Annotated in this window: 26 protein-coding genes; 10 read left to right on the top strand and 16 right to left on the bottom strand. The window is 68.3% G+C overall.

The genetic code is table 11. The features are described 5' to 3' along the window. Positions 1-10 precede the first annotated feature (10 nt). From ACWESM_RS11750 to ACWESM_RS11740, 3 genes are all read right to left on the bottom strand, one after another. Positions 11-1228, bottom strand: a complete 1218-nt coding sequence (locus ACWESM_RS11750) for an SfnB family sulfur acquisition oxidoreductase (protein ID WP_452491615.1) — start codon at positions 1226-1228, stop codon at positions 11-13. Further along, positions 1228-2343 (bottom strand): dimethylsulfone monooxygenase SfnG, encoded by a 1116-nt coding sequence (sfnG, locus tag ACWESM_RS11745; RefSeq protein ID WP_355071422.1) that lies wholly within the window; start codon positions 2341-2343, stop codon positions 1228-1230. Before sfnG ends, ACWESM_RS11750 begins: the two co-directional genes overlap by 1 nt. A gap of 127 nt (positions 2344-2470) precedes the next feature. Further along, positions 2471-3862, bottom strand: a complete 1392-nt coding sequence (locus tag ACWESM_RS11740) for a styrene monooxygenase/indole monooxygenase family protein (RefSeq protein WP_452491613.1) — start codon at positions 3860-3862, stop codon at positions 2471-2473. Between the two features lie 98 nt (positions 3863-3960). Here ACWESM_RS11740 and ACWESM_RS11735 point away from each other — a divergent pair, with 98 nt between their 5' ends. Then, a complete protein-coding gene (locus ACWESM_RS11735) occupies positions 3961-4443 on the top strand; it encodes a GAF domain-containing protein (RefSeq protein ID WP_412805032.1) in 483 nt (160 codons plus the stop codon). Positions 4444-4789: 346 nt separating this feature from the next. On the opposite strand, the gene ACWESM_RS11730 is transcribed toward ACWESM_RS11735, so the two are convergent. Then, positions 4790-6223, bottom strand: a complete 1434-nt coding sequence (locus tag ACWESM_RS11730; protein ID WP_452491611.1) for an LLM class flavin-dependent oxidoreductase — start codon at positions 6221-6223, stop codon at positions 4790-4792. Next, positions 6220-7443 (bottom strand): acyl-CoA dehydrogenase family protein, encoded by a 1224-nt coding sequence (locus ACWESM_RS11725; RefSeq protein WP_452491609.1) that lies wholly within the window; start codon positions 7441-7443, stop codon positions 6220-6222. The genes ACWESM_RS11730 and ACWESM_RS11725 overlap by 4 nt, the downstream gene beginning before the upstream one ends. 223 nt (positions 7444-7666) lie before the next feature. Between ACWESM_RS11725 and ACWESM_RS11720 the strand changes: the two genes are divergently transcribed. Further along, the gene (locus ACWESM_RS11720; RefSeq protein ID WP_364424742.1) at positions 7667-7969 is read left to right on the top strand and encodes a DUF1905 domain-containing protein; all 303 of its coding nucleotides are present in this window, start codon (positions 7667-7669) and stop codon (positions 7967-7969) included. Positions 7970-7991: 22 nt separating this feature from the next. Here the strand turns inward: ACWESM_RS11720 and ACWESM_RS11715 are convergent, their stop codons facing one another. The 6 genes from ACWESM_RS11715 to ACWESM_RS11690 all read right to left on the bottom strand — a co-directional run bounded on the left by ACWESM_RS11715 (position 7992) and on the right by ACWESM_RS11690 (position 11153). After that, entirely contained in the window at positions 7992-8591 is a 600-nt protein-coding gene (locus tag ACWESM_RS11715; RefSeq protein WP_364424744.1) for a hypothetical protein, read from the bottom strand. A 144-nt stretch (positions 8592-8735) separates the two neighbouring features. Further along, on the bottom strand, positions 8736-9065 hold the full coding sequence (locus ACWESM_RS11710) for a hypothetical protein (protein ID WP_245562771.1): 330 nt from the start codon (positions 9063-9065) through the stop codon (positions 8736-8738). Between the two features lie 111 nt (positions 9066-9176). After that, positions 9177-9473: a hypothetical protein gene (locus ACWESM_RS11705; RefSeq protein ID WP_355071396.1), complete on the bottom strand. Its 297-nt coding sequence runs from the start codon at positions 9471-9473 to the stop codon at positions 9177-9179. Next, the gene (locus ACWESM_RS11700) at positions 9460-9684 is read right to left on the bottom strand and encodes a hypothetical protein (RefSeq protein WP_063016531.1); all 225 of its coding nucleotides are present in this window, start codon (positions 9682-9684) and stop codon (positions 9460-9462) included. Before ACWESM_RS11700 ends, ACWESM_RS11705 begins: the two co-directional genes overlap by 14 nt. Positions 9685-9837: 153 nt before the next feature. After that, entirely contained in the window at positions 9838-10722 is an 885-nt protein-coding gene (locus tag ACWESM_RS11695) for an RNA polymerase sigma-70 factor (protein ID WP_452491608.1), read from the bottom strand. Positions 10723-10769: 47 nt separating this feature from the next. Next, complete coding sequence (locus ACWESM_RS11690) at positions 10770-11153, bottom strand: DoxX family protein (RefSeq protein WP_355071393.1); 384 nt, start codon at positions 11151-11153, stop codon at positions 10770-10772. A 202-nt stretch (positions 11154-11355) separates the two neighbouring features. Between ACWESM_RS11690 and ACWESM_RS11685 the strand changes: the two genes are divergently transcribed. After that, a complete protein-coding gene (locus ACWESM_RS11685) occupies positions 11356-12147 on the top strand; it encodes an alpha/beta fold hydrolase (protein WP_356962942.1) in 792 nt (263 codons plus the stop codon). 12 nt (positions 12148-12159) lie between these two features. On the opposite strand, the gene ACWESM_RS11680 is transcribed toward ACWESM_RS11685, so the two are convergent. From ACWESM_RS11680 to ACWESM_RS11670, 3 genes are read right to left on the bottom strand one after another with little or no spacing between them, the layout of a single operon-like run. After that, positions 12160-12756 (bottom strand): TetR/AcrR family transcriptional regulator, encoded by a 597-nt coding sequence (locus tag ACWESM_RS11680; RefSeq protein WP_397276249.1) that lies wholly within the window; start codon positions 12754-12756, stop codon positions 12160-12162. Between the two features lie 50 nt (positions 12757-12806). Beyond that, on the bottom strand, positions 12807-13571 hold the full coding sequence (locus tag ACWESM_RS11675; RefSeq protein ID WP_355071387.1) for a crotonase/enoyl-CoA hydratase family protein: 765 nt from the start codon (positions 13569-13571) through the stop codon (positions 12807-12809). Further along, a complete protein-coding gene (locus ACWESM_RS11670; RefSeq protein ID WP_452491605.1) occupies positions 13568-15097 on the bottom strand; it encodes a thiolase C-terminal domain-containing protein in 1530 nt (509 codons plus the stop codon). The genes ACWESM_RS11675 and ACWESM_RS11670 overlap by 4 nt, the downstream gene beginning before the upstream one ends. Positions 15098-15214: 117 nt before the next feature. Here ACWESM_RS11670 and ACWESM_RS11665 point away from each other — a divergent pair, with 117 nt between their 5' ends. The 4 genes from ACWESM_RS11665 to ACWESM_RS11650 all read left to right on the top strand — a co-directional run bounded on the left by ACWESM_RS11665 (position 15215) and on the right by ACWESM_RS11650 (position 19281). After that, positions 15215-15970: a crotonase/enoyl-CoA hydratase family protein gene (locus ACWESM_RS11665; RefSeq protein WP_452491604.1), complete on the top strand. Its 756-nt coding sequence runs from the start codon at positions 15215-15217 to the stop codon at positions 15968-15970. A gap of 176 nt (positions 15971-16146) precedes the next feature. Continuing rightward, entirely contained in the window at positions 16147-17253 is a 1107-nt protein-coding gene (locus ACWESM_RS11660; protein ID WP_364424755.1) for a DUF4185 domain-containing protein, read from the top strand. Between the two features lie 95 nt (positions 17254-17348). Next, on the top strand, positions 17349-18557 hold the full coding sequence (locus ACWESM_RS11655) for an erythromycin esterase family protein (RefSeq protein WP_364424757.1): 1209 nt from the start codon (positions 17349-17351) through the stop codon (positions 18555-18557). A 49-nt stretch (positions 18558-18606) separates the two neighbouring features. Then, entirely contained in the window at positions 18607-19281 is a 675-nt protein-coding gene (locus tag ACWESM_RS11650) for a class I SAM-dependent methyltransferase (protein WP_355071379.1), read from the top strand. 3 nt (positions 19282-19284) lie between these two features. On the opposite strand, the gene ACWESM_RS11645 is transcribed toward ACWESM_RS11650, so the two are convergent. After that, a complete protein-coding gene (locus tag ACWESM_RS11645; RefSeq protein WP_355071377.1) occupies positions 19285-19875 on the bottom strand; it encodes an alpha/beta hydrolase family protein in 591 nt (196 codons plus the stop codon). A gap of 350 nt (positions 19876-20225) precedes the next feature. Between ACWESM_RS11645 and ACWESM_RS11640 the strand changes: the two genes are divergently transcribed. The 3 genes from ACWESM_RS11640 (at position 20226) to ACWESM_RS11630 (ending at position 24161) form a co-directional block, all read left to right on the top strand. Continuing rightward, positions 20226-22061, top strand: coding sequence for an acyl-CoA dehydrogenase (locus tag ACWESM_RS11640; RefSeq protein WP_355071375.1), 1836 nt, complete (start codon positions 20226-20228; stop codon positions 22059-22061). A gap of 193 nt (positions 22062-22254) precedes the next feature. Next, positions 22255-22989, top strand: a complete 735-nt coding sequence (locus tag ACWESM_RS11635; RefSeq protein WP_452491600.1) for a helix-turn-helix domain-containing protein — start codon at positions 22255-22257, stop codon at positions 22987-22989. Between the two features lie 86 nt (positions 22990-23075). Then, positions 23076-24161, top strand: coding sequence for a DUF4185 domain-containing protein (locus tag ACWESM_RS11630; protein WP_356962956.1), 1086 nt, complete (start codon positions 23076-23078; stop codon positions 24159-24161). Between the two features lie 69 nt (positions 24162-24230). Here the strand turns inward: ACWESM_RS11630 and ACWESM_RS11625 are convergent, their stop codons facing one another. Further along, positions 24231-26219 carry a VanW family protein gene (locus ACWESM_RS11625; RefSeq protein ID WP_452491598.1) on the bottom strand — a complete coding sequence of 663 codons (1989 nt, stop codon included), beginning with the start codon at positions 26217-26219 and terminating at the stop codon, positions 24231-24233. Positions 26220-26437 lie beyond the last annotated feature (218 nt).

Genomic DNA, 26437 nt, shown 5'->3' with positions numbered 1-26437 from the left:
TCGTCTCCTTTCAGATCACACCGTGGAGCGGTGGCGCGGCGTCGTGCAGCAGGGCCCTGCCGATGTGCTGGTATTTCCAGCGCACCGGATCGTGCAGGGTGTGCGTGCGCGCGTTGCGCCAGAAGTGGTGCAGATTGAGATCCGCCGCCGCGCTGCGCGTTCCGCCGACCTCGAACAGTGCGGCGGACACGTCGTTGGCGGCGCGGTCGGCGAGTATCTTGGCGGTCGCTACGGCCAGCGACGACTGGGCGATGTTCGCGGCGCTCGGATCGATCCGGATAGCCGCGTCCAATGCCCATCCGGCCGACGAGAGCGTCGCCTCGGCGGCGGTCACCGCGACGGACAATTCACCGAAGCGCTGGATCAACAGCGGGTCGTCCACCGCGTTCGCCACCCCCGCCTCGAACCACGGACGACTCTTCGTGCGCACGAATTCCGTTGCCGCGGTGAGGGCGCCTCGGGCGATGCCGGTGTCGATGGCGGCGTGCAGCAACTGGGCGAACGCGCCATAGCCGGTGGGTGCCCGCACCGCGCCGGAGCGGGGAATCACCTGGTCGCGATCGACGAGCACTTCGTCGAAGGACACCGTTCCACTGCCGGTGGTGCGCTGCCCTATCCCGTTCCAGTCGTCCACGACGCGTACACCGGGAGTGTTCGCGGGCAGGTAGACGATGTACTCACCGGCCTCGAGACCGCTGCGGCCTTCCGGATCGTCCAGCCGGGTCAGCACCGCGAACAGGTCGGCGAACAGCGATCCGGTGCAGTAGTACTTCACGCCGTCCACCCGGAATCGGTCACCGGCCGGCCGCAGCGTGGTGGCGATGTCGGCGACGGTCGTACCGCCGCGCTCGGACTGCGCGTTGGCGATGCGCCCGCCGTCGAGCACCCGCCCGAAGTACCGCTCCTGCTGCTGGACCGTACCCGCGAGCCGGAGCAGGTTCACATACACGAAGTGGCTGTGCGGGATCTGCGCGATGTTGGGGTCGGCCGTGGCGAGAATCCGCGTCACTTCCGCGACCGCGCTCGGCGGCAGATCCGCGCCGCCGTGCGCGGCGGGCACGGTGATCGCGAGCAGACCGCTGGCCGCCAGCCGATCGACCTCCGCGTACGGCAGCGCGCGCTCCCGGTCGCGTTCGGCGGCTCCCGGCGCGAAGTCCGCCGCGAGCCGCTGTGCGACCGCGAACGCTTGTGCCGCCGACAGGATGCGATCGGCGGCGACCGCGGTCATCAGTTCACCGCCGCGACGGGCCGCTGCGCGGCTTCCAGCTCACGCACCAGCGGGAGCACCTTCGCGCCGAAGTACTCGATCTCCTCCTGGAAGTGCAGGAAGCCGCCGAGAATCAGGTCGACGCCGAGCTGCTTGTAGGCCACGATCCGCTCGGCCACCTGCTCCGGCGTGCCGATCAGCTGGGTGCGGAAACCGTCGTTGTACTGCACCAGGTCCTCGAACGTGGAATCGGCCCACATGCCCTTGCGGTCCTTGGTGGACGCGCCCGCCTGCTGCACCGCGTCGCGGAAGCCTTCCACCGCGGGCTTGTTCGCCTTCTCGACAATCTCGCGCAGGGTGTCGCGAGCTTCCCGCTCGGTATCACGGGCGATGATGAAGCCGTTGAGCCCGAATCTCACCTCGCGGTCGTGGGCGCGGGCGACGGCGCGCAGGTCGTCGAGTTGTTCGGTGACGCCGTCGAAGTCCTTGCCGTTGGAGAAGTACCAGTCGGCGTAGCGGCCGCCGTTGCGCCGTGCGGCGGTCGAGTTGCCGCCCTGGAAGAGTTCGGGATTCGGCCGCTCCGGGGTGTTCAGCGGCTTCGGCTTCAGGGTGAAGTCCCGGATGCGGTAGAAGTCGCCGCCGTAGTTCACGTTGTCCTCGGTCCAGATCTTGCGGATCACCTCGAGGAATTCGGCGCTGCGCCGGTAGCGCTCGTCGTGCTCGAGCCACGGCTCGCCGAGCGCGGTGAATTCACCGGCGAACCAGCCGGACACGACGTTGATGGCGAACCGGCCATTCGACAGGTGGTCGGCGGTGGCGCCGAACTTGGCCAGTACCGCCGGATGCCACAGCCCGGGATGCACGGCCGCGATGACCTTCAGCCGCTCGGTCGCGCCGAGCAGCGCGAGACTGAACGAGGTCGATTCGTGCTGGTACTCCGCGCCGTAGGAGGCGGTGTAGCGCACCTGGGACAGCGCGTAATCGAAGCCGTTGTTCTCGGCGGTCTGCGCCAGCTTCTTGTTGTACTCGAAATCCCAGCTGGTGCGCTGTTCGATATCGCTGGTGACCAGTCCCCCGCTGACGTTGGGCACCCAGTAGGCGAACCGGATCTGCTCGGCGATCTGCTCCGTGGTCATAGCTGCTCCATGGTTATCGGGGGTAGCCGTCGGATCGGAGGCCGGACGCCACGCATGCGTCCGGCGCTCCTTCCACTCCAGCACCGGCCCCCGGTCGGGACGAGGTTTTGAATCTGCGCGATTCGGATCAGGCGTCGGCGAGCGCGGGCGAGTAGCTCGACCTGGCGAACTTGCCCGCGGGCGCGAACCGGCCCAGTAGTGCGGCGGCGTCCTCGCCGGTGACCCGCGTGATGAACTCGTTGACCGCTTCCGGCGAGTCGACCGGCAGGAACGGCTGCGGCCGGTGCAGCAGGCCGACCAGCGCCGAAGCGAACGCCGGGTCGACGGCCGCCGCGGCGAAGAACGCGTTGCCGACCTCGGCCAGTTCGGGATCGCTGAGGAACAGCCTGGTCACCTTGTTCGCCGCATCTGCGCGCGCGGCGAGGAACGCGGCGTACTGCCGCGCGATCCACGCCTCGTCGAACGGTCCTTCGTGCACGGCGGCCGCCGCGACCAGACGCTGCGCCTGGATCAGGCCGCTCTGCGCGCCCTGCCCGGCGATCGGATCGTAGGCGATGGCGGTGTCACCCAGCGCGGCGACCACGTGGCCCCCCGCGGTGCGCCCGACCCCCGACCGCACGACCGGGCGCACCGCGCCCTTCAGCCACGAGTGCGGATCCTCGGGAATGGTCCTGGTGGCCAGCACCTCCGGCAGGTCCCACTCGATGTAGTCGCGGTAGAGGTCCTGCACGATCCGGTGCGCCGACTCGGCGGAGTCGGCCCCAGCGAACCGCTTCTCCCAGTCACTGCCGGGCCGCGCCCAGCCGAGGAAGGCCCAGCTCGGCCCCGCGTCCTTGTGCAGGTACGGGCCCCACCAGCCCTCGCCCTGGTCGGCGAGGATGGAGAAGCCGCTGTGCGCGCCGCCCGCCACGCTGCGATGTGCGAAAACATCTTCTTCGTGGCCGATCCCGGTGACGACGACGGTGAGCAAGGACCGCTGCGGCGCGTCGTAGGGCGTGCGCTGCGCGTCGACGGGGAACAGGTCCGACAGCCCGCCGCGGCCGGTCGCGACCAGGGTGAGGTCGTTGGCGGCGGCGATACCGTCGAGCGTCTCCGGCGTCACTTGCTCGACCGCGAACCGGCCGCCGCGCTCCAGGAACGCGGTGAGCCGCTCGTCGGCCTTGAGCCGGGTGTCCACCGCCACGCCGACGTATCCGTCGAAATGGCCGTCGAATTGGATCAATTCGGGACGATCGGGGCCCGGTCCGGCGATGCGTACGCTCAAGCCGGTGTGCCGGGGCGCCCGCCCGGTGTAGCTGTCCAATCCGAGCGCGGCCTCGGCCTGCTGGGTCTCACCGAATTCCAGCGCGGTGCCGGTGGCGGGCACGTCGTCGCGTAAGGCGCGCTGATCGCGTTCACTGTAAAGGGTGACGTCGAAACCGGCGTCGAGAAGTCCTAGCGCCGCAGTGACGCCGGTCTGTCCGGCACCGATTACCGCGGCCGAACGAGTGGAACGGGATACGGGTTGCTGCGAAGTCATGCAGGGATGATGCGATGGACGCGCGGTGCGGGCAGAGTGTTGCGATCACCGAGAATCAATAAGCAGACAGCGAATTCGCAGCGCGTACCATTCGGGCCATGTCGTTTGTCGTCGCCGACCTGACCGGAGACCGCACCGAGCAGTACCGCCAGCTCGTCGCCCAAGCCGAAGCGCTGGTCGCGGGCGAGACCGACCGCATCGCCAACGCCGCCAATCTCGCCGCATTGGTATTCCACGCCCTACCCGATGTGAATTGGGTGGGTTTCTATTTCTACGACGGTCGGGAACTGGTGGTCGGCCCGTTCCAGGGCAAACCCGCGTGTGTGCGCATCGCGCTGGGAAAAGGCGTCTGTGGCACGGCGGCGCAAACCAGAACCACTCAGCTCGTGCCCGACGTGCACGCATTCGAGGGGCACATCGCGTGCGACGCCGATACGCGTTCGGAAATTGTCGTACCGCTGGTCCGCGACGATGCGCTGATCGGGGTATTCGACCTCGACAGTCCGCGGCCTGGGCGGTTCGACGAAGTCGACCGCGCAGGGTTGGAATCCATAGCCGAAATCTTCTTGACCGCAAACTGATTGCCTTCAATCGCAACGTATGCGACTCGTCGTCGACAGGCGGGTGCCTCGGTCCTACTTTCGGTCGAATCTGGGATACACCCAGACCAATTGCGGCAGCAGCTGCCCCTCCGCCGCACTCACTGCGACGAAACAGCCGTCGGCCGGCTGCGCAGCGCGCATTGTGCAGCCGTGGGCAGAAGCGCCGGGCCATTCGACATTTGCATGCGCTTCTCGGTCCGGAAGTGATATGTCCGAGCAGCCGCCGGACCGCCTGGCGTTGGCGGACGACGGCACCACGTAGATCCACAGTAGGCCCAGTCGACCGCCGCCATCGGAACTGTGTGGCGTGACGCCGTCCCGGAAATCAGGTGCTCGCCTCGACCGTCGCCCCAGGACGCGAGACCGTATCCGGCAGAGCCGTCGATCCCGCACCGCCCACGCGGTAGCTCGCGCCGCGATGTTCCGTGGGCAATCGATCACCCGCGCCGAACAGTGCGTTGCGTAGCGTGCCCGGCGTGTATTCCGGTGTGTACGCGCCTCTGGCGGTCAGTACCGGGACGACGTGCCGGACGATGTCTTCGAACGTTCCCGGTGTGATCGCGTAGGCCAGGTTGAAGCCGTCCAGGTCGGTTTCGGCGGCCCATTCCTGGAGCAGGTCGGCGACCGTCTCCCCGGAACCGACGAAGACCGGGCCCATGCCGCCGATGCCGGCCCACTTGCCGATGTCGCGGACGGTCCATTCCCGCCCGTCGTCGTCGAATTCCTGGAACGCCGCCACCGCCGACTGGATCGCGTTGCTTTCGACTTGGCCGATCGGGTCGTCGAGGTCGTAGCGGGACAGATCGATGCCCATCCAGCCGGACATGAACACCAAGCCGCCCTCGACACTGGCGTAGGACAGGTACTCCTCGTGCTTGCGCCGCGCCGCCTCGTCGGTCGCGTCGGTGATGATCGTCGCGAGCGCGTAGATGCGCGCGGCGTCACGGGCGCGGCCTGCCGCCGCCAGCGCGTCCCTGATCCGGGAAACCGTCTGCGCGAGCACTCGTTTCGACGGACCGGCGATGAAGATGGCCTCGGCGTTCTCGGCCGCGAAACGCACCCCGCGCGGAGACGCGCCCGCCTGGTAGATCACCGGCGTGCGTTGCGGCGACGGCTCCGACAGGTGGATGCCCGGCACGGTGTAGTGCGTGCCGCGATGACCGATGTGGTGCACCTTGGCCGGGTCCACGTAGACGCCCGCGGTCGCGTCGCGGACCACCGCGTCGTCCTCCCACGAGCCTTCCCACAGCTTGTACAGCACCTCGAGGTATTCATCGGCCTGGTTGTAGCGCTCGTCGTGGTCGAGCTGGTCGGCCGCGCCGAAATTGCGTGCGGCCGAGGGCAGGTAGCCGGTCACCACATTCCAGCCCAGCCTGCCGTTGGTGAGATGGTCGAGCGTGGACAGCCGCCGCGCGAACGGGTACGGGTGCTCGAATCCGGTGCCGGTGGTGATGCCGAACCCGAGATGCTCGGTCACCGCCGCCATGGCGGAGACCAGCAGCAGCGGGTCGGCAACCGGGATCTGCGCGCCTTGGCGCAGCGCGGCGATGTCGTCGCCGCCGTAGACGTCGTAGGTGCCCAGGACGTCGGCGATGAAGATGCCGTCGAAGCGGCCTCTCTCCAGCAGCTTCGCCAACTCCGTCCAGTAACCCAGCTCCTTGTAGCGGTGCGATTGGTCGTCGGGATGCCGCCACAGCCCCGGGGACTGGTGGGCGACGCAGTTCATGTCGAATGCGTTGAACCGGATCCGGCGGGTCACTGCGCGGCTCCTCCGGCCGGTGTACGCTCGCCCGCGCTCCAGGCGAACGGCAGATCGGCGCCGTTGAGCAGGTGATCGCCGATCGCCCGCGCCTTCTGGATCGCCGGGTTGTGCACCGAGATGGTGCGGGCGTTACGCCAGTGCCGATCCAGCCGCAGCTGTTCGGAAACGACCGATGCGCCACCCACTTCGAACAGCAGCGATGTGGCGGGCAGCACCAGATCGATGACGGCGAGCTGGGCCCGGGCCGCCGCGAGTTCGGCGGCCACCACCGCGTTCTCGTCCTTCGCGCCGCCCGCCAGCACGTGGTCGAGCACGTCGGCGACGGCGAGCACACTGGCCTCGGCGGCGAACGCGGCCGCCGACAGCCGCCCGATCACCTGTTGCACCAGCGGATCGTGCCGCGGCAGGTCGGCGGCGGAGTGTGTGTAGCCGCGGGTACGCGCCGCGACCCAGTCTCGGATATCGCGCTCGGCGCGCTTGGCGATGCCCGCCAGCACCGCGAGCTGGACCAGTTGCAGGTAGGAGGTCGCGTAGGTCGGTCCGGGCGCGCCGTAGCCGGGGCCGAGGATCCGGTCTTCGCTTACCGCCACATCGGTGAATTCCGTTGTTCCACTGGCCGTCAGCCGCTGGCCGAAGCCGTCCCAGTCGTCGTGCTGACGCACTCCCTCGGCGTTCGCGTCCACCAGCACCCCGACGCGCTCACCGTTCCGGTCGGCGGCGGCCAGAATGTAGTCCGCGTACAGCGATCCCGTGCTGTAGTACTTGACACCATTGAGCAGCCAGCGCCCGCCGTCCTCGGTCAGCGTGGTGCGGTAGCGGTCCACCGCGCCGACACCTGGTTCGGTGATCGCGTTGCCCACCAGCGTGCCTTCGGCCACCGCGCGCAGCCACCGCTCCCGCTCGGGCCCTTGCTCCGCAAGGAGTTGATCCTCGACGAACGAGAAGTGCACCCGCAGCGCTTGCGGCAGATTCGATTCCGCGGCGGCGAGTTCGATGAGCAAGCGGAACAGCTGCCGGACGGTGACGCCGTAGCCGCCGAACTCGACCGGAACGCGCAGCGCGCCGAATTTCGCCGCGCGCAGCAGTCCTACCTCGTGATGAGGAAGCGTGCGATCGATTTCTCGCGTCACGGCGCCCTGGGCGATCCGGTCGAAGATCGGGCCGAAGATCGCATCCAGTTCGGAATCGGTAGTGGATTTCGCCTCGGTGGTCGTCATCAGCCCACCATCGCGCACCCCGCGCGGTCGCTCACGGGTTGCGCGCAGCGCGATCGAAATGCTCGCCGAAGCGGGGAGATCGACCGCTCAGGTGCGCGAGGTCCCAGCCAGGTCGGCTTGTCCGCGTGCGTTGGTCAGCGCGGTGACGACGCAGGTGCCGAGTCACATGCGCTGTCGCGGGCGACGCGGTGCCGCTGTCGGTGCCCGCCGCTACAGTCGCGACGTGGCTGGTTCGCGGTACTCGTTCACGGCGGAAGTGTGGGAACACCAGGGGAATGCCGCTTGGCATTTCGTGTCGCTGCCCGAAGACTTGGCCGATGAGATCGAGGAGCGGTACGCCCATCGTTCCGGCGGATTCGGCGCCGTGCGGGTGCATGTGGTCGTCGGCGGCTCCCGGTGGTCCACTTCGCTGTTTCCGGACAAGTCGCGTGCGACCTACGTCTTGCCGATGAAGAAAGCGGTGCGGGTCGCCGAGGGGCTCGAAGCCGGATCGGCCGCGCGAATCGAGCTCACTGTCGCGCTGTGATCAGCGAAGCTCCGACGGCCGCTCAGTATTCGGCCGGACGCCCCGCGAACCATCCCGCGGCGACCTTGCGCCTGCTCGCACTTCGCTTGACCGCCACCACCACGATCACGAGCACACCGAGCACCACGCCACCGAAACCGAGGGCGAGCGCACCGAACAGTGTGCCGACGAACGACGAGCCGAGACCCTGTCCGATGGCGACCGTCACCTCGGAACTACCCGCCGTGGTCACGCGATAGGCGCCCGGCTTCGCGGCCTCGAACGAGAACCCGGCCCGTCCCTCGTGGCTGCCGAAGGAATACGTGATGATCGCGTCGTACTTCTGCAACTCCAGGTGCTTGCCGTCCGGATCGAGCACCCGAAGGTTGACCGTGCCGGAGGGGCCCCGGGACGATGCCCCGGCGTACTCGAAGTACACGGTGTAGCCGCCGGACTCCGCCAAGTTCACCATGCCGGAGCCGGGCACCTTGACCCGCTGGAAGTCGTCGATCCGGCCCGAGGTCTGCAGGAAGCCGAGAGCGCCGAGGACGATCCCGCCGATGACGCCGAGGCCGATCAGCGCGCCACCCAGCGCGAACCAGCGACCGGATGGGCTGATCGGTTGCGCGGTAGGCGATCCCACCGGACTCGGCGATGTCGGAAAAGGCGGCTGTGACACGGTCGAACCCTCGGCTTCTGGTCGACACCCGCGTCGACGTAGCGACAGCGTACGGTCTGATCAACCGCCTCGCTACGCGAATCGTCGACCGCCCCTGCGGGCCGGAACTCAGCGCGTCTGAGCCGCCGACATGCACTCGCTCGCTATGCGACCGCTGGCAGCGCGCGCCTTGTCCGCGTCCTCTTTGCTCATCCCCAGCGTTTCCTGGTTGGGAGACTTGGTGTCGTACTCGTCGCTGATCATGATCCGCAGTCCGGCCTGCGAAATGCCCTGGTCGACGAACACTTTCGCCGCGCATTCGGCCAGTTGCTTGTTCTTGAGGCCCTTGTCCTGCAACGACTTGGCGAGATCGGCCTGCGTCACCGTGGGCGCCGCCGTGTCCTTGTCGCTGCCGCATGCCGCGAGCACCGGCAGCGCGATCAGCGCCGCGGCGATCATGCAGATCCGCACCTGACTCCTCTTCCTCGACTGACCACTGTCGGTGGCGTGGCCACCATAATGCCGTCCGGCCTTCAGCGGTAGTCGTGCGCGGTCTTTGCCCAGGAGGCCTCAGAGGTCCATGGCCGCGCGCAACGCGGTGTCGAGCCGTTCCAGCGTGTCGGTGTCCACCACGTCCACCCGCTCGGCCAGCCAACCGCGGAAGATGCGCCCGATGTTCCCGGCATGCACCCAGCCGTGTTCCTCCACCGGAACCGCGAGGATGTCCTGCGGATCGTCCTCGAGCACCTCGGCCGCGATCAACCAGGGGCGCGGCGATTCGTTGATGCCGTCACTGCTGATGAGCACGACCGTTCGGCGGCGCGGCGAACCATGCGGGTTGTAGATCCACAGTTCACCCCGACGCACGCATCGCCTCCTCGGCGGCCGCCAGTTCGGCCGCGTCCGCGGCGGCCTCGGCGGTCACATCCGACACCGGACCGACCCCGGTGCGCACGGCCTCCCGTCGCGCGGCCTTCGAAATCCAAGCCGACGGCGACATTCCCGCGCGGGCGGCCGCCTGCTCGGCATACGACCAAGCGGCTTCGTCCAGCGAAAGGGTGACCTTACGCGTTGCCATACCAATTATCCTACCGATATTGCCGGGTCCGGCACCAGCCCTCGGCGACGACCGCGTCAGCGCGATCTGGGCGATTCCCAGCGCGCCACCGGAAGCGACCCGCACTGCTCGCTGCCGGTGAGCGCGTGGCGGCCGCCACGGCGCTGCCGATATTCAGCGCAACGCGAGCGGCGTCTCGGACTCGACGCGGGTCAGCTTTTCCGGGTTGCCGACGAAGTAGAGGCCGGTGATGTGGTCGTCCTCGATGTGGAAGGCCATGATGCCGTCGAGCACGCCGTCCAGGCGCAGCGCCAGTGCCGGGTGTCCGTTGATCAGAATGGTTTCGCAGCTGAGCTCGGCCTGGACCCTGCCGGTGCCGCCGGTGATGTAGCGGGCGACCTTCTCCGCACCGATGATGGGGTGCAGCGCGGCTCGCTTGATACCGCCGCCGTCGCTCATGAGGACGACATGCGGCGCGAGGACGTCGAGCAGGCCTTGTGGATCCCCTGATTCGAGCGCGCGCCCGAACGCCTCCACCGACGCGCGGGTCTGGCTGGGCGATACCACCGAACGCGGGCGGCGGGCCTCGACGTGGCGGCGGGCGCGGTGCGCGATCTGGCGGACGGTCGGCGGGTTCTTGCCGACCGCGGCCGCGATCTCCTCGTAGCCGAGGTCGAAGACCTCGCGCAACACGAAGACAGCACGTTCGGTGGGCGAGAGCGTCTCGAGGACGAGCATCATCGCCATCGAGATGTTCTCGGCGAGTTCGACATGCTCGGCGACGTCGGGTGCGGTGAGCATCGGCTCGGGCAGCCAGGGGCCGACGTATGCCTCTCTGCGGCGCTTCATCGTGCGTAGCCGGTTGAGCGACTGCCGGGTAGTGATCCGGACCAAATAGGCACGTTCGTCGTCCACCTGTTCGGTGTCGGCTTTCACCCAGCGCAGCCAGGTCTCCTGCAGCACGTCCTCGGTGTCGGCGGACGAGCCGAGCATCTCGTAGGCGACGGTGAACAACAGGTCGCGGTGGGCGACGAAAGCCTCGGTCGCGTGGTCGCTCATCTTCTCGACCCTTCTCCTCGGTGGTTGGCTGCGTTCGATCCGGGCCGTCAGCTCGTGAAAGGTTCGAGGGCGAACCGGCCCCACGCGATGAACACCGCGACCGCGAGATATACCGAGTTCAGCACGACGAACTTGGACTGCCCGAGCCGGCCGTGGGTGATCATCGCGCCGACCATGAGCCCGACCCAGCAGACCGCCGTGACCGGCACCAGCACCGGCGCGATGTCGAGCACGGCGGGCAGGATCAGACCGGCCGCCGCCAGGATCTGCAGGAGGCCCAGACCTTTGACGAAGCCGTCGCCGGCCGTCGCGGTCCATTCCCCGCCGGGTGACGCGGCGAGCTTCTCTCGCGGAACGAACGCCTTGGTGATGCCGCCGAAGAGGGCGAGCGCGGCCAACAATGCCGTAGCGATCCACAGTGCGATGTTCATCGGAAACTCCTCCGTCTCTAATACCTCGGCATTCAGACACCGCGCGAGCGGGCACCGTGACATTCGGTGAGCTGAATCACACAGCGGGGGTGGCGCATCGATCCCGCACAGTCGGAGATCGACGCGCCCGGCGACTATGACCTTGGGTGAACCGCCTGCGCGATACCAACTGATGACAGGTGACTGCTGTTAGGGTTGGCGCATGACGACGTTGCACCATCACCGCGTCGGCGCGGGCGAGCCGCTCGTGCTGGTACATGGGGTCGGGAGCCGGTGGCAGGTGTGGGAGCCGATCATCGACACACTGGCCGCGTCGTACGAAGTGATCGCCGTCGACCTGCCCGGCTTCGGCGGTTCGACGCACCCGCTCGCGCACAACACGGTGCCCAACCTCACCGACGCGCTCGCCGAATTCCTCGCCGCGCAGGGGATCGAACAACCGCATCTCGCGGGGAACTCGATGGGCGGGCTGATCACACTGGAATTGGGCGCTCGCGGGCTGGCTCGCTCGGTGACCGCCTACTCCCCGATCGGCTTCTGGGACACCGCCGGTCGCGTGTGGTGTCAGCAGTCGCTGGGCAAGTCACGGGCGTTGGCGCGCAAACTGCGGCCCGCCCTGCCGTCCGTCCTCGGCACCGCCGCGGGCCGGACCGTCTTCCTCTCCCTGGTCTTCGGCAAACCCTGGGCGCTGGATGCGAAGGTGGCGCTGGACACGGCCATCGGCGCTGCGGACGCGGCCGGATTCGACGAGGCGATCGCCTCGTTCACCGATGTCCGGCTGCCCGAAATCGACTCCCTCGCCGACATTCCGGTGACCATCGCATGGGGCAGCCGCGACATCCTGCTCACCTACGCGACCCAGAGCCGCAAGGCGCGCAGCGTGCTACCGGACGCCGAGCACGTCACGCTGCACGGCAGCGGGCACACGCCGTTCTTCGACGACCCGGCCGGATGCGCCCAGGTGCTGCTCGAGACGGTCACCCGCCAGCGCTAGACGCCCGTCCGTTCAGCCCGCGGGCGGGTCGAGCAACGTGTCAGCGGATGCCGTGCCGAGCAAGACGCGCACGGCATTACCCCACCGGTGCTGAAGAACCCGCTTGCGGGACACGTCCCCGGTGAGCAGCACCCGCAGGGCCGAGCCGGTCATGATCTCGATGGTGAACTCGGTGATCGTAGGCACCCGGGGATCGTCGGGGAACTCGCGCCGGAAGCTGTCGCGAATGCTGGTGTGCATCAGTTCGAACAAGCGGACCTCGAGCGGCAGGAAGGCCGCCCGCAGTTCCGGGTCGGTTCGCGCGCCCACCCACATCTCCAGCGCCGCCCAGAACGACGGGCCGCTGAACATCCGCATGGTCAGCTCGACGGCCGTCTCCAGCCGGTCCGCGTCGTCCGGGATCGCTTCGAACTCGCTTGTCAGCTGGTCGAAACGGCGTCGCGCCACATGCTCGACGGCGCCGGCGAGCAGATCGGCCCTGGTGGGGAAATGATGCTGCAACGTTCCCCGCGGCACACCCGCCCGCTTCTGCACCTCGAGCGTGGTCGTGCCCGCGTAACCGACCTCGACCAGGCTCTCCACCGCCGCGTCCAGCAGCCGCGTGCGCATGCGCTCCCTGCGCTGCGCCTGCGGCTGCCGGACGTGTCCGGGCCCGCCCGTCAGCGACCCTGCCACTGGGGCTCGCGCTTCTGCGCGAACGCCAGCGCGCCTTCGGCGGCGTCCTTGGAAATCAATGCGGGCAGCGCGATTTCGCCCTGCTTCGCGAATCCCTCCGCGACCGGCCAATCCGGCGACTCGTCGATGATGCGCTTGCTCGCGGCCACCGCGAGTGGTGCGGCGGCGACGATCTCGGCCGCGAATTCGAGCGCCACCGACAGCGCCGCACCCGGCTCGGTGACCCGGTTGACCAGGCCGAGCTGGTAGAGCCGCTCGGCGCCGATCCGGCCTCCGGTGAGCGCGAGTTCGGCGGCGGTGCTGCGCGGCAGCCGCTGGGTCAGGCGCAGCACGCCACCGCCCGCCGCCACCAGACCGCGCTTGACCTCGGGAATGCCGAACTGCGCGTCGCGCGCGGCGACGATGAGGTCGCCCGCGAGCGCCAGCTCGAAACCACCGGCCAGCGCGAAACCCTCGACGGCGGAGATCATCGGTTTCGCCGGGGGTTTCGCCGTGATGCCGAGCGGGCCACGGCGCTGCGTCATCGGCATCTCGCCTTTCGACGCGGCCACGAGATCCATTCCGGCGCTGAAGGTTCCGCCCGCACCGGTGAGCACGAGCACGCGCGCGGCGGAATCGGCTTCGAACTCGTCGACAGCGGCCTCGATGGCCTGCGCGGTGGCCAGGTTGATCGCGTTGCGCGCCTCGGGACGGTTGACCGTGAGCACGGTGATCGCGTCGCGCCGCTCGATCAGGACCGAGTCGTTCATCGGGCGCTCCTCTCGGTGAGCAGGGTGAACGTGTCCGCGGCGATCTCGGCGTCCGCGCCGAGCGGGTCGCCCGCGGTGAACGCCGCGAGGGTGTCGGCATCCGACGCCCGGACCAGTATGCGGGTCCCCGCCGGTGTCAGTGCGCTCACCACAACGGCTTCCGGCTCGTCGGCACGGTCCGGCGCGGGACCCTTGCGGTAGGCGACGGTGTACGCCTCGACCGTAGCCGGACCGGTGTACCCGGGCGCGGGTTCCCGCCGCGCCGCAGGCACCTCAGCCTCGATGGCACGGAACAGCCGCTCGGGCGGCTTCGCCGAGTACACCCCGACGCCGTGCTTGGTGCTGTACCAACCGAGCGCCGTCGCCAAGCCGTATGCGCCGGGGTCCGCGCGGAGAATGCCGGACAGCGTCGCGATCGAATGCGTCGTGTAGTTGTTGCCCGGGCCGCCCGCGAAGGTGAGACCACCGGTGACCGACAGTGGCCGGGCCGGATCGTCGATCGGCAGGCCGAGTTCCTCGGCCGCGATCTGCACCGCCACCGGGAAGCAGGAGTACAGGTCGACGTGGGCGACATCGTCTATCGCGATTCCCGCGGCGCCGAGCGCCGCCGTCCCCGCCGCGGCGATCGCGGGCGATCGAGACATGTCCGCTCGTTCGGAGACGAACCATTCGTCGGTCGCGGTGGCGCCGGCATGCGGGAACACCCATCGGTCCCGCGGCACACCGGCGGCCTCGGCCGCCGCCGCGCTGCACAGGATGAGCCCGGCGCCCAGGTCCACGGTCAGGTTGGCGATCAGCAGCTTCGGATACGGCGTCGACACCATCCGGTTGGCGGGCGCCGGCGTCGCCAGGTCGGCGGCAGCCTGCGCGGCGGGCTGCCACGCGTACGGATTGCGTGCCGCGACCTCCGACAGCCGCGACCACAGTCCGCCGATCCGCTCGCGGTGCGCGGCTTCGCTCGACCCCAGCCTGCGGCGCAGGGCCGTCTCCATGAGCGCGTAGAAGTACACCGGGCCCCACAGCCCCGCGGCGGTTTCCATGTCCGAGTTCGGTCCACGATCGGAGCCGATGATCTCGTCCGGGGTTACGTCGTCCGGCTGTTCCGGCCAGTCCACCGCCGCGCCGGAGCGGGCGGCCGTGTTCCCGGAGTACACCGCTTCGGCTCCGGTGAGCAGGGCGACCTCCGAGCGGCCGTCGGCGATGGCCTGCGCGACGGCGTTGAGCAGCCGCTGCGGCGCGTCACCGCCGAAACGCACCGACTGCACGGTCCTCCTCGGGCTGACGCCCAGTTCAGCCGCGACGAGCGCGCCCAGGTCACCGTAGGGGCGGCTGACCGGGGCGACGGCGGCGATCACATCGGCCGCACGCAGCAATCGGTCGCCGACGCCGCTATCGGCGCCCGCGCGGCGCAAGGATTCGGCGGCGAGTTCGACCGGGCCGGGCAGGCCCGGCTCACCCGGTCGGTGTACGACCTGCCCGGCGCCGACGAGCACCGGCGTCCTCGGGTCCATTCCGGCTGGCAGCATGCGACCTCCGCTCCATAACCGTCAACGTTGACGGTAACTCGAGTCCGATTAGAACAGAGCCCTGGCACCACGGCAACAGTGCGCGCCAGACAACTGACTCACAAGTAAGATCCGAGCATGGGCACCAACATCGCAGTGCGGTTCGACGACCACCGGGCGTACGTAACGCTGGACCGGCCGGACAAGCACAACGGCCTGACCATCGACATGCTCCGCGAGCTGGTTGCCAGCGCGAAGCTGGTGGCCCACCGCAGCGATGTGCGTGCGGTCATTCTGTCCGGAAACGGACCCAGCTTCAGCAGCGGGCTGGATATCTCCGCGGCAATCAGCGATCCATTGGCAATCGTTCGGAATTTCGTGCCGCTACCCTGGCGCGGCACCAATGCCTTCCAGGAGGCGTGCTGGGCTTGGCGCCGCCTGCCGGTGCCGGTGATAGCCGCCGTGCACGGGCGCTGCTACGGCGGCGGGCTCCAGCTCGCGCTCGCCGCCGACGTCCGCTTCGCCACCCCCGACGCGGAGTTCTCCGTCATGGAAGCCGAACACGGGCTGATCCCGGATATGACCGGCGCTGCAACACTATCCAGGCTGATCGGCATCGACAAAGCCCTCTTGCTCACGATGACCGCGGACGTAGTGGACGCGGACTACGCCGCGCGGATCGGCTTGGTCACCGAGCTGACGCCGGACCCCGTGGTGGAGGCGGAGAAACTCGCCGACCGCCTTGCGACGCGGTCGCCGCACGCGGTCGCCGCCGCCAAACGACTCTTCGAGAAGTCGTGGCAAGCATCCACCCGGCGAACCCTGGCCGTCGAGCGCGCGACCCAACTTCCTTTGATTCTCCGCAAGGCGCGCAGCCGCCCTACCAAGAATTAGCTACAAATTCGCTAGTCTGCTGGAGAACCCTCCCCGCGACTGGTTCCGCTGCTACCATTTGCACGATTTGCCAGCCAGTCGACTAGTGGTGCGCGGCACACTGCGAAGGGTCTGTGTATCGCGGGACGTCCGTGTTTCGCACCGCTCTCGGGAAGAAACCGGAGGGCTCACAGATCGTGATCAAGACCGCATCCTTCCTGCTCTCGGCGCTGGCGGGCGCCTCGGCCCTGTTCTTCACGGCGACCACCCCCGCCATCGCGAACCCGAACGCCATCAATCCGATCCCGGTGCTCAACGGCACGACCGGATTGCCGAATCTGCTCGGCCGCACCAAGGCGGTCTTCCAGGTGACCGGTATGGCCAGCCCGAACAACACTCAGACCTACAACGTCCTCGGCACCGATCTCGGCATCATGTGGGACAACGGGCGCGGCGAAATGCTCACGGCGTTCGGCGACACCGCAGGCGTCGGTTTCCCGAATCTGCTCGCGGGCAGCATGTGGGCCTGGCGCAGCAATATCCTGCTGCGCAGCCACACCACCGATCCGGCCGAGGGCGTCTATTTCGACAGCGTGGTGCGCGACGTGTTCGGGCAGGCGCGCGATCTGATCGCCAGCCCGAAGATCCCGTTCCTGGAGATCAGCCGCATCCCGACCGCGGGCATCGCCGTCGACGGCGTGCAGTACATGAGCCTGATGTCCGTGCGGACCTGGGACGACGTCGGCCAGTGGAGCACCAACTTCTCCGGTCTCGCCGTCTCCGGGGACAACGGCGAGACATGGGCCGAACTGCCGGAAACACGGCGGAACAACGAGGGCGGAGACGCCAACTTCCAGATGAACGCCTTCCTCGCCGACGGCGGGTACATCTACGAATACGGCACGCGGTCCGGACGCAATCACACCGCGCACGTCGCCCGCGTGCGCGCGCATGACATCGGAAATCTCGCCGAATACGAATACTGGGACGGCCACGCCTGGCGGAAGAACGACGTGAACGCCGCCGCGCCCATCATGTTCGGCGTCGGCGAACTGTCGGTGATGTACAACGCCTATCTGGGGCAATACATTTCGCTGACCACCGATCGATTCAATTCCGTGGTGATGCGGCGCGCTCCCGATCCGGTCGGACCGTGGAGCGATCCCGAAGTACTGATCGACACCCGCGAATTGCCCACCGCCTACGCGCCTTCCATCTTTCCGTACCAGACCGGGCGCGATCTGTACTTCCTCACGACCGTGCACAGCCAGTACAACGTCCTGCTGATGCGCACGACGTTGTAACCGGGAACCCGGCGATCCGACGCGGCGCTTGACCTCAACGAAGGTTCATGTACGAGGCTGCACCGCGTTGGATCGTTCACGTTTCCGGAGGCACCATGCTCAGCACCACCGTCGACATCCGCGCCTGGTTGCGCGACAACGCCATCGCGATCGACAGCACCGATCCGGACTCGCCCGGTACGGAACTCGACGGCCTGATCGCGCGGCTCGCCACCGCCACGGTGGTCGGGCTCGGCGAGTCGACGCGGTTCTCCCGCCAGACCTTCGGTGTGCGCGAGCGGCTGCTGCGCGGGCTCGTCGAACGGCACGGCTTCCGCGCACTGGCCATCCAGGACAGCGCGCGTTCCGGCGAACGGTGGGACCGGTTCGTCACCGCGGGCGCGGGCGACCCCGAATCGGTGCTCGCCGGCGCCTGGCGTCCGTGGCGTACCGAGGAATCGGTGGCCACGCTGCGCTGGATCCGCGCGTACAACCTGGCGCATCCGGACGACCCGGTGCGGATCTTCGGCGTCGAACCGCCCCGTGCCGAACCGAGCGACTACGACGCGGTACTCGACTACGTGCGCCGCGCGGCTCCCGACCGGCTCGCCGCGATCGAGGCGCATCTCGCGCCGATCCGCACCGCGCATCAAGTCGACGAACATGTCCAGCGCCATCAAGGCACCCACCCCGGCCGCCCGTTCGCCGAGCACGCCGAAGACGCCCTCGAGCTGCTCACGACATTGCCGGATACCGGCGAGCGCGCCTCGGCGCTCACCCACGCCCGCATGATCCGCGACTTCCACCGGCAGAGCGTCGCGAGCCAAGGGTTCGCCAGGGACGAACGGCCGTCGGCCGAGACGGTGCTGGAATGGCAGCGCTCGACTGGCGCGAAGATCGTCTACTGGGACGGCCTCGCGCACACCACCAGCCTTCCGATCGTCTTCGGTACGGCCGAATTCCGCGGCACCGGAAGTCATTTGCGCACTGAGCTGGGCGAACGATACGTGTCCGTCGGCATCGGCTTCCATCACGGCGACCTCGGCGCGGCCGTGGCGCCCAATCCGCAACCGGACCTGGTGGACGCCGCGCTGGGCGAAGTCGAGCTGCCCGCCTACTACGTCGACCTGCACGCCGCCGCGCCGGAACCGGTCCATGATTGGCTGATCGGCCCGGCGAAACTGCGCACCATCAGCGGCGTCTACGACCCGGCCGCCGACGCCACGGCCAATATCCGGCTTTCGTCGCTCGCCGATGCGTTCGACGTGCTGATCCACGTACGCGAGACCACGCCGGTGCACTGGCTCTCGCAGGTATCGGACTGACTCGGGCAACCCCACGAAGCGCGGGTGGCCCGATCAATAGACTCGAAATATGGATGCGGCCGACTGGGACGAGCGCTACGCGCAAACGGAATTGGTCTGGGGCGCACCGCCGAACAACACCGTGGTGGAGCACGTCTACGGGTTGGAACGCCGTGCGCCCCTCCAAGCCGCCACACCCGAGGGCGATGCGCCGGAGTTCCCGCGCGCTCTCGATCTGGCGTGCGGCGAGGGCCGCAACGCCCTGTGGCTCGCCACGCACGGCTGGCAGGTGCACGCCGTCGACTACTCACAAGTCGGCATCGACAAAGGCCGCACGGTGGCGTCGCGGCTGTCCCGCTCGGTCCGCAATCGCATCACCTGGCAGTGCGCCGATGTCACCGATCTGGACGAAGCGGGGATCACCGGACCGTTCGAGCTGGTCTTGATGGTCTTCCTGCACCTGCCCGCCGAGCAGCGCCGCGCGTTGGTGCGCACGGCGGCCGGGCTGCTGGCTCCGGAAGGCACCCTGCTCGTACTCGGCCACGACACCACCAACATCACCGACGGCTGCGGCGGGCCGCAGGACCCGGCCATCCTGTTCACCCCTGACGACATCGTCGCCGACCTCGGCCCGCTCGCGGCGGCGAGCGAGGTGCGCGTCCGCATCGCCGACCGCGTCTACCGGCCCACCGAAACGGGCGACGCCATCGACGCGCTGGTCATCGCCACCCGACCGGCCGAATAGGACTCAGGACCAGCGCTCCAGCCACGGAGTCACGGTCTCGGCGATCAGGTCGAAGCCCGCACGGAAGGCGTGCGGCTGTCCCGGGATGACGCGCACTTCGGCGGCGTCGGCGGGGTCGGGAATGCCGAACGGGTCGTTCGCCCCGTTGACGACGACCACCTCGATGTCTCCCGGCGCGAGCAGTTCATCCCGGCGCGAGTTCTCCGGCTTGCCCGGCGGATGCAGCGGGAACGAGAGCGCGAGAACGCCACGGACCCGTGCCGCGACGGCGGTACGACAAGCCACCCGCGCCCCGTTGCTGCGCCCACCCTGGATCACCGGGATGCGCTTGCGCCCGCGCAGCCGCGCGACGATCTCCAGCCAGGCCTCGTCCTGCTTGACCGCCGAACCCGGCGCCCGCCGCCCAGCCACCCGATACGGCTGCACCACCCGCGCGACCCCACCCCCAAGCCGCAACGCGACGTCACGCACCGCGAGCAGGTCCTTCGCCTCCACCCCTCCCCCCGCACCATGCGTGAGCAGCAGCAGAAACGCGGGCCTGCGCGGCTGTTCGAGCTCGACCTCAGCCGGCCCCGCACTCGTCTCGATCAGCATTGTGCTCATTCTGCCGCGCCGGGCCCCCGAAGCCGCACCGTCGCTCCCCGCGTGATCGACCTGCGACTATCGGAGCAAGCGGCGGCCGTCGCCCACCCCGACCACGTCTTTCGAGCGAAGCGAGACCGAGCCTGTTCCGTTCGCGGCGCAGTCGCGGCCATCAAACACTGTAAAACGCGTCACATTGCCTGCTCAGCTCTTTGCGCAATCATTACCGGCCGGTAATATGTCTCATAAGTTACCCGCGAGTAGCATGCGGAAAACCGGCACGACTACCCGGTGGAGCGAACAACGGGCGGGAACGGCAACCATACCGACCGCACCAACTCAACGGAGAGTGAGTACTGACAATGGGTCACTACAAGAGCAACGTCCGCGACCTGGAGTTCAACCTCTTCGAGGTTCTCGGCCTCGGGTCGATCCTGGACAGTGGCGCCTACGGCGATCTCGACACCGACACGGTGAAGGAGATGCTCAACGAGGTGCGCCGCCTGGCCGAGGGTCCGCTCGGTGAGTCGTTCGCCGACGCCGACCGTAACCCCCCGGTCTTCGACCCCGAGAACCACACGGTCACGCTGCCGGAGTCGTTCAAGAAGAGCTACCGCACCCTGCAGGACGGCGGCTGGGACAAGCTCGGCATCGCCGAGGAGCTCGGCGGCCTGCCGATCCCGCGCGCCGCGTACTGGGCGATCGCCGAACTGATCCTGGGCGCGCAGCCCGCCGCCTTCATGTACGCCGCGGGCCCCGGCTTCGCGAACATCTTCTACAACAACGCCACCGACGAGCAGAAGAAGTGGGCGGAGATCGCCGCCGAGCAGGGTTGGGGCGCCACGATGGTGCTGACCGAGCCCGACGCCGGTTCCGACGTCGGCGCCGGTCGCACCAAGGCGATCAAGCAGGAAGACGGCACCTGGCACATCGAGGGCGTGAAGCGGTTCATCACCTCCGCCGACTCCGACGACCTGTTCCCGAACATCATGCACCTGGTGCTGGCCCGCCCCGAGGGCGCGGGACCGGGCACCAAGGGCCTGTCGCTGTTCTTCGTACCGAAGTTCCACTTCGACCACGAGACCGGTGAGCTGGGCGAGCGCAACGGTGTGTTCGTCACCAACGTCGAGCACAAGATGGGCCTGAAGGTCTCGGCCACCTGTGAGGTCACCTTCGGCGGTCACGGCATCCCGGCCAAGGGCTGGCTGGTCGGCGAGGTGCACAACGGCATCGCGCAGATGTTCGACGTCATCGAGCACGCTCGCATGATGGTGGGCACCAAGGCCATCGCGACCCTGTCGACCGGTTACCTGAACGCGCGGGACTACGCCAAGGAGCGGGTCCAGGGCGCCGACCTGACCAAGATGACCGACAAGGCCGCGCCGCGCGTGACCATCACCCACCACCCGGATGTCCGTCGCTCGCTGGCCACCCAGAAGGCGTACGCCGAGGGCCTGCGCGCGGTGTACCTGTACACCGCCGCTCACCAGAACGCCGATGTCGCCCAGCACGTTTCCGGTGCGGACGCCGACCTGGCCGCGCGGGTCAACGACCTGCTGCTGCCGATCGTCAAGGGCGTCGGCTCGGAGCGGGCCTACCAGTACCTGACCGAGTCGCTGCAGACCCTGGGCGGTTCGGGCTTCCTGCAGGACTACCCGATCGAGCAGTACATCCGCGACGCGAAGATCGACTCGCTCTACGAGGGCACCACCGCGATCCAGGCGCAGGACTTCTTCTTCCGCAAGATCGCTCGTGACCGCGGCGTCGCGCTGGCCCACGTGGCCGGTCAGGTGCAGAAGTTCATCGACGCCGAGGCGGGCAACGGCCGCCTGAAGGGCGAGCGCAAGCTGCTGGCCACCGCGCTGGAGGACGTGCAGGCCATGGCCGCCACGCTCACCGGCCACCTGATGGGCGCCCAGGAGCAGCCGAGCGAGCTGTACAAGGTCGGCCTCGGTTCGGTGCGCTTCCTGCTCTCGGTCGGTGACCTGCTCATCGGCTGGCAGCTGCTGCGTCAGGCCGAGGTCGCCATCGCGGCCCTCGACAACGGCGCGACCGGCGCCGACGCGGCGTTCTACAACGGCAAGATCGCGGTCGCGCAGTTCTTCGCCCGCAACGTCCTGCCGGAGCTGACCGCCACCCGCGCGGTGCTGTCCAACCTGGACAACGACATCATGGAGCTGGACGAAGCCGCGTTCTGACCTTCGTTCCACCGCAACGGCACAACGGCCCGGAGATCCGCTCCGGGCCGTTGTCGTCTACATTTGTCGATTCGTGACGTTCGATCACCGCTCGACGCCGATTCTCTCCGGTAGATTGCGTGCTCCCGGGGAGCGACAAGAGCCTCCCGCTTCCCACAGTTCGGCACGAGAATTGTCGGCAGAGGTGCCCGAGGTGACGCGCAACGCAACTGGCATCGGCGCCTATCTGCGCGAACGACGCCTCGCCGCGGGGCTGACGCCCGCCCATCTCGCCGAGCGGGCCGAGCTCACCGAAGCGGTGCTCGACCAGATCGAGACAGGCGCGGTGGCGCCGAATCAGCCACTGCTGCAACAGCTGTTCGACGCGCTGGAGGTGCCGATCTGGTACCGCAAACATATCGTCGTGCTGTCCCTGCCGAATTTCTTCACGGGCGCCTACGGACCCGGCCCCGACGTGCCCACTCCGGACGACCAGGCCGACCTGCACAGCTTCCCCGACCCGGCCTGCTACCAGCGGATGCCGACGCAGGACCTGGTGGCAGCCAATTCCGCCTACGAACGCGCCTTTCCAGGTGCCCTCCCCCGAGGAAACGTGCTGGAGTGGATGTTCCTCGACGCGGCGGCCCGCCGGGTGATGGTGGACTGGGCCGTGGAAGCGCACCTGCTCGTCGACGCCTTCCGTATCCTGTCTCCGCTCGCGCCGCGCGAGCGCGTCGAGGAGATCGCCGAACGTTGCCGCCGCTCCCCTGATTGGGATCGCATGTGGACCACCGAAGTGCGTCCCGCCGACCTCCCCCGCCGCCGATTGCAGGTGCGCGATCCAGCCTCGAGACGGGTCCGATCGATGAGCATGCGGGTCTACAGCCCAGAACTACCCGAGCGCCCGTGGTGGCTTTACCGGCTGGTGACGATCGGCCGAACGCGCTGAGTCCACCCACCGATGTAGGCGACATCGCGGCGGCGAACGGGCAGAATGACCGAGCAGACTGCGTCCCAGAGGAAGGGAATTGCCGGATGACTCGATCGCTGTCCGCACTCACCGGGGCCGGCGCGCTGGCCGCGGTCTTGGCGCTGGTCGCCGCCACGCCCGCCGGAGCCGACCCGAACAACGTCATTCCGATTCCGGCGATCAACGGCATTCACGGCCTGCCGGACCTGCCCGGGCCTGCCAGAGCGGTGTTCCAGGTGACCGGCATGGACAGCCCGAATCGGACCCAGAACGTCAACGTGCTCGGCACGGATCTCGGCATCATGTGGGACGACGGCAACGGCCGCATGATCACCGCCTTCGGCGACAGCGCGGGCATCGGGATCCCGAATCTCCTCGCGGGCAGCATCTGGGCCTGGACCAGCAATGTGCTGTTCCGCAGCTCCAGGCACGATCCGGCCGACGGCATCATCTTCGACGACGTGGTGCCGAATCCCATACCCAGCCCCAAGATTCCCGGCATCGAGATCAGCCTGATTCCCACCGCGGGCATCTCGGTGGGCGGCGTGCAGTACATGAGCTTGATGTCGGTGCGCGAATGGGGTGACCACGGGAAGTGGAACACCAACTTCTCCACCCTGGCCGCCTCCGGTGACGGCGGCACCACGTGGGCCCAGCTCACCCACACGCGTCGCGCGAACGTCGACGGCCACGAGAACTTCCAGCAGAACGCCTTCTTGAAGGCGAATGGCTACGTCTACCGCTACGGCACCCCGGCAGGGCGCAACAATCCCGGATTCGTCTCTCGCGCGAAGGAATCCGATATCGCGAATATCGACGCCTACGAATACTGGGACGGCAGAGAGTGGAAACCCACCGACGCCAAGACGGCGGCTCCGATCGTCGGCGGCGTCGCGGAACTCTCGGTGATGTGGAACGACTATCTGGGCCAGTACGTCATGTTGACCACCGATCCGGCCAACAGCGTCGTCCTGCGCACCGCACCGGCTCCGGAAGGGCCGTGGAGCGAACCGCGCGTGCTCATCGACGCCCGCGCGCTTCCCACCGCGTACGCGCCGATGATCTATCCGTATCAAACCGGCCGCGACCTCTACTTCGTGGTCACCCAGCACACCCAGTACAACGTGTTGCTGATGCGAACTCCGTTGTGAAGACGACGAATCCGCCCCTCCGGTGCGTGGCGGGGCGGATTCGGGAACCGCGTGCTCGGGGCTATTCCCTCACTCGCACTTGACGATCGGAATCGGGTCGTACTTCACCGTGCGGGTCTTTCGAGACACTTCGCGGCCGGTTTTGTGGTCGGTGATGACGCGGGTGTCGGAGATGGTGAAGCCGGGGCCACCTTCGGAGGCGATGCAGTCCTTGCCCTTGGGCAAGGTGACCGTGTTGGGTTCGGTCGGTTTGGTCTTCTCGCCGGTGATGGACTCGACGTCGACCGTCTTCGTGCCCCACAGTCGCACGGTGATCTCGGTGGCGGTCGCCGAGGTTTCGATGTAGATGCCGGTCTGGGTGTTGTTGCGGAATTTCAGGTCGATCACGCCGTCGAAGACGGTGGCCTCGCGGGCGGCGGGGTAGCGGGAGATGTAGTAGCTGTGCTCGGTGTGACCCGCGTCCTCGAGACCCGCGAAATACGCCGCGTTGTAGAGCGTGGTGGCGAACTGGCTGATGCCGCCGCCGACGGCGGTGCTGGGACGACCGTGGTCGATGATGCCGGACTCGACGTATCCCTCCGCCGTGCCGCGCGGACCGGTGAAGTCGTTGAGCGAGAACGTGTCTCCCGGCTTCACGATCGCGCCGTCGACCTTCTTTGCCACGGTGCGGATGTTGACCCCGGAGGGGCCGCTGAAACCGCCGGTGGTGAACGATCCGACGGGTTCGACCACGCCGAGCCCCTGTGCGGCCTCGGTGGTCAGCTTCGGTTCGACCCGTTCGTAGACCACCTGCGCGGTCCGCTCGCCCGGCGCGGTCAGCAACGCGGTGAGCTGTTCGAAGGTCTTGGGCCAGTTGATCTTGTCGCCGATCACGGCGGGGACGACGGACGCCTTGCCACCCGCCACCGCGAACGTCGCGTCTTTCGGTTCGATCTCCGTGGTGGCCAGTTGCGGCCCGAGTAGACCGGTTGCGGCGTCCTGATTCACCGACGCGGCGAGACCGCCTTGCCCGTCCGGCGCGAAGGCCAGCACGGACGCGATCTGCTCCGGATCGAGCCTGCCCGAGGCGCCCTTGCCCGCGAACGCGATCGGCGAGCGCACCGCGGGCTGGGCGATCTCGCGCAGGGCCTTGTCCACGGCCTCCGGACGCACCTGCAGCGGCGCGGGGACGACGGGAAGGTCCACTGTGGCGCCGGCGACCCACTGCTCGGCCAATTCCGTACGCGCGGCGGCGACATCGAGCACCCGGCCCGGAACCGGAGGCACCGCGACGGGTTCGGCATTGCGGAAGGTGATGGTGCCCTCCACCGACGGCCGGTCGTGCACCCGCAGTTCGGTGAGTTGGCGATCCAGGGCCGGTTCGTCGACGGCACTGACGATCGACACTTCGCGGGTGGTGAAGAAGGAGGCGAGCCGGGTGAACGGGTTGAGCGGCTGGGAGCCGATCCGCGACCAGGTGGCGTCCCAGTCGACGGCCAGTCCGGCGGCGCTCGGCACGATGCGGGTCTGCACGTCGCCGATGCGCAGCGGCAGTTCGCGGCCCGCCCTGGGATCCAGTTCGGCGCGCAGCTTCGCATCGGCCGCGGCTTTGTCCATGCCGCCGATGTCGACACCGGCGACGACGGTGCCACGCGCGACCTCGCCCGAGGACATCACCCAGTCCACCACGTAGCCGAGACCGGCGACCGCCAGCACCGCGCCCACCGCGATACCCACCCGGCGCACGACGGCGCTGTCCAGGCGTTTCGACGGCGGGGGCGAGATCGGGCGACGCGCGGGCGCACGGCGGGGTGCGGGTGGCGGGGGCCGCCTCCGGGTAGTTTGCAGAGGCTGGGTGAGCTGTTCGTCGCCGGTCCAAGCGACCGACCGGTCCGCCGCCTGGGGCCGCTCCGCCCCGAGAAGCTGGCGCCATCCGACTTCGCCACCAGCCTGTGGGCCGCGTCCTCCGGTGCTCGGCTGGCTCGTCACGAACCGTCCTCCCCGTTCGATTGAATTGTGGACCCGCACCGCTGCGCGTCCCTGCCAACGATAGTGGTCCACACCGACAGTGCTCGCCACAGCTCGGGCATAGCGCACATTCCGCGCGAAGAACCGGGTACACCACACAAAGAGGCCCGCGCAGTTGCCGGGTCGGGGGTCAGGCAACTGCGCGGTGCCGATCTGTTTATCGGGCTGTAGCGGGCGGCGTTACACCCGCGAACCGAACCGTGATCGATCCCACGCGGAAGAATCGAGACGACCCCGCCGCAAGACTTGGCTACACGAGGGAGATGGAT

The sequence above is a fragment of the Nocardia sp. NPDC003999 genome (assembly GCF_053604885.1).
The sequence above is the reverse complement of the archived record's forward strand: the minus strand, read 5'-3'. Positions and strand labels throughout refer to the sequence as shown.

What these genes read in the sequence shown, in the direction of transcription:
- ACWESM_RS11750 (WP_452491615.1), bottom strand. Translation starts at nt 1,228, where the DNA reads ATGACCGCGGTCGCCGCCGATCGCATCCTGTCGGCGGCACAAGCGTTC.
- sfnG (WP_355071422.1), bottom strand. Translation starts at nt 2,343, where the DNA reads ATGACCACGGAGCAGATCGCCGAGCAGATCCGGTTCGCCTACTGGGTG.
- ACWESM_RS11740 (WP_452491613.1), bottom strand. Translation starts at nt 3,862, where the DNA reads ATGACTTCGCAGCAACCCGTATCCCGTTCCACTCGTTCGGCCGCGGTA.
- ACWESM_RS11735 (WP_412805032.1), top strand. Translation starts at nt 3,961, where the DNA reads ATGTCGTTTGTCGTCGCCGACCTGACCGGAGACCGCACCGAGCAGTAC.
- ACWESM_RS11725 (WP_452491609.1), bottom strand. Translation starts at nt 7,443, where the DNA reads ATGACGACCACCGAGGCGAAATCCACTACCGATTCCGAACTGGATGCG.
- ACWESM_RS11710 (WP_245562771.1), bottom strand. Translation starts at nt 9,065, where the DNA reads ATGATCGCCGCGGCGCTGATCGCGCTGCCGGTGCTCGCGGCATGCGGC.
- ACWESM_RS11700 (WP_063016531.1), bottom strand. Translation starts at nt 9,684, where the DNA reads ATGGCAACGCGTAAGGTCACCCTTTCGCTGGACGAAGCCGCTTGGTCG.
- ACWESM_RS11695 (WP_452491608.1), bottom strand. Translation starts at nt 10,722, where the DNA reads ATGAGCGACCACGCGACCGAGGCTTTCGTCGCCCACCGCGACCTGTTG.
- ACWESM_RS11690 (WP_355071393.1), bottom strand. Translation starts at nt 11,153, where the DNA reads ATGAACATCGCACTGTGGATCGCTACGGCATTGTTGGCCGCGCTCGCC.
- ACWESM_RS11685 (WP_356962942.1), top strand. Translation starts at nt 11,356, where the DNA reads ATGACGACGTTGCACCATCACCGCGTCGGCGCGGGCGAGCCGCTCGTG.
- ACWESM_RS11680 (WP_397276249.1), bottom strand. Translation starts at nt 12,756, where the DNA reads ATGCGCACGCGGCTGCTGGACGCGGCGGTGGAGAGCCTGGTCGAGGTC.
- ACWESM_RS11675 (WP_355071387.1), bottom strand. Translation starts at nt 13,571, where the DNA reads ATGAACGACTCGGTCCTGATCGAGCGGCGCGACGCGATCACCGTGCTC.
- ACWESM_RS11670 (WP_452491605.1), bottom strand. Translation starts at nt 15,097, where the DNA reads ATGCTGCCAGCCGGAATGGACCCGAGGACGCCGGTGCTCGTCGGCGCC.
- ACWESM_RS11665 (WP_452491604.1), top strand. Translation starts at nt 15,215, where the DNA reads ATGGGCACCAACATCGCAGTGCGGTTCGACGACCACCGGGCGTACGTA.
- ACWESM_RS11655 (WP_364424757.1), top strand. Translation starts at nt 17,349, where the DNA reads ATGCTCAGCACCACCGTCGACATCCGCGCCTGGTTGCGCGACAACGCC.
- ACWESM_RS11650 (WP_355071379.1), top strand. Translation starts at nt 18,607, where the DNA reads ATGGATGCGGCCGACTGGGACGAGCGCTACGCGCAAACGGAATTGGTC.
- ACWESM_RS11645 (WP_355071377.1), bottom strand. Translation starts at nt 19,875, where the DNA reads ATGCTGATCGAGACGAGTGCGGGGCCGGCTGAGGTCGAGCTCGAACAG.
- ACWESM_RS11640 (WP_355071375.1), top strand. Translation starts at nt 20,226, where the DNA reads ATGGGTCACTACAAGAGCAACGTCCGCGACCTGGAGTTCAACCTCTTC.
- ACWESM_RS11630 (WP_356962956.1), top strand. Translation starts at nt 23,076, where the DNA reads ATGACTCGATCGCTGTCCGCACTCACCGGGGCCGGCGCGCTGGCCGCG.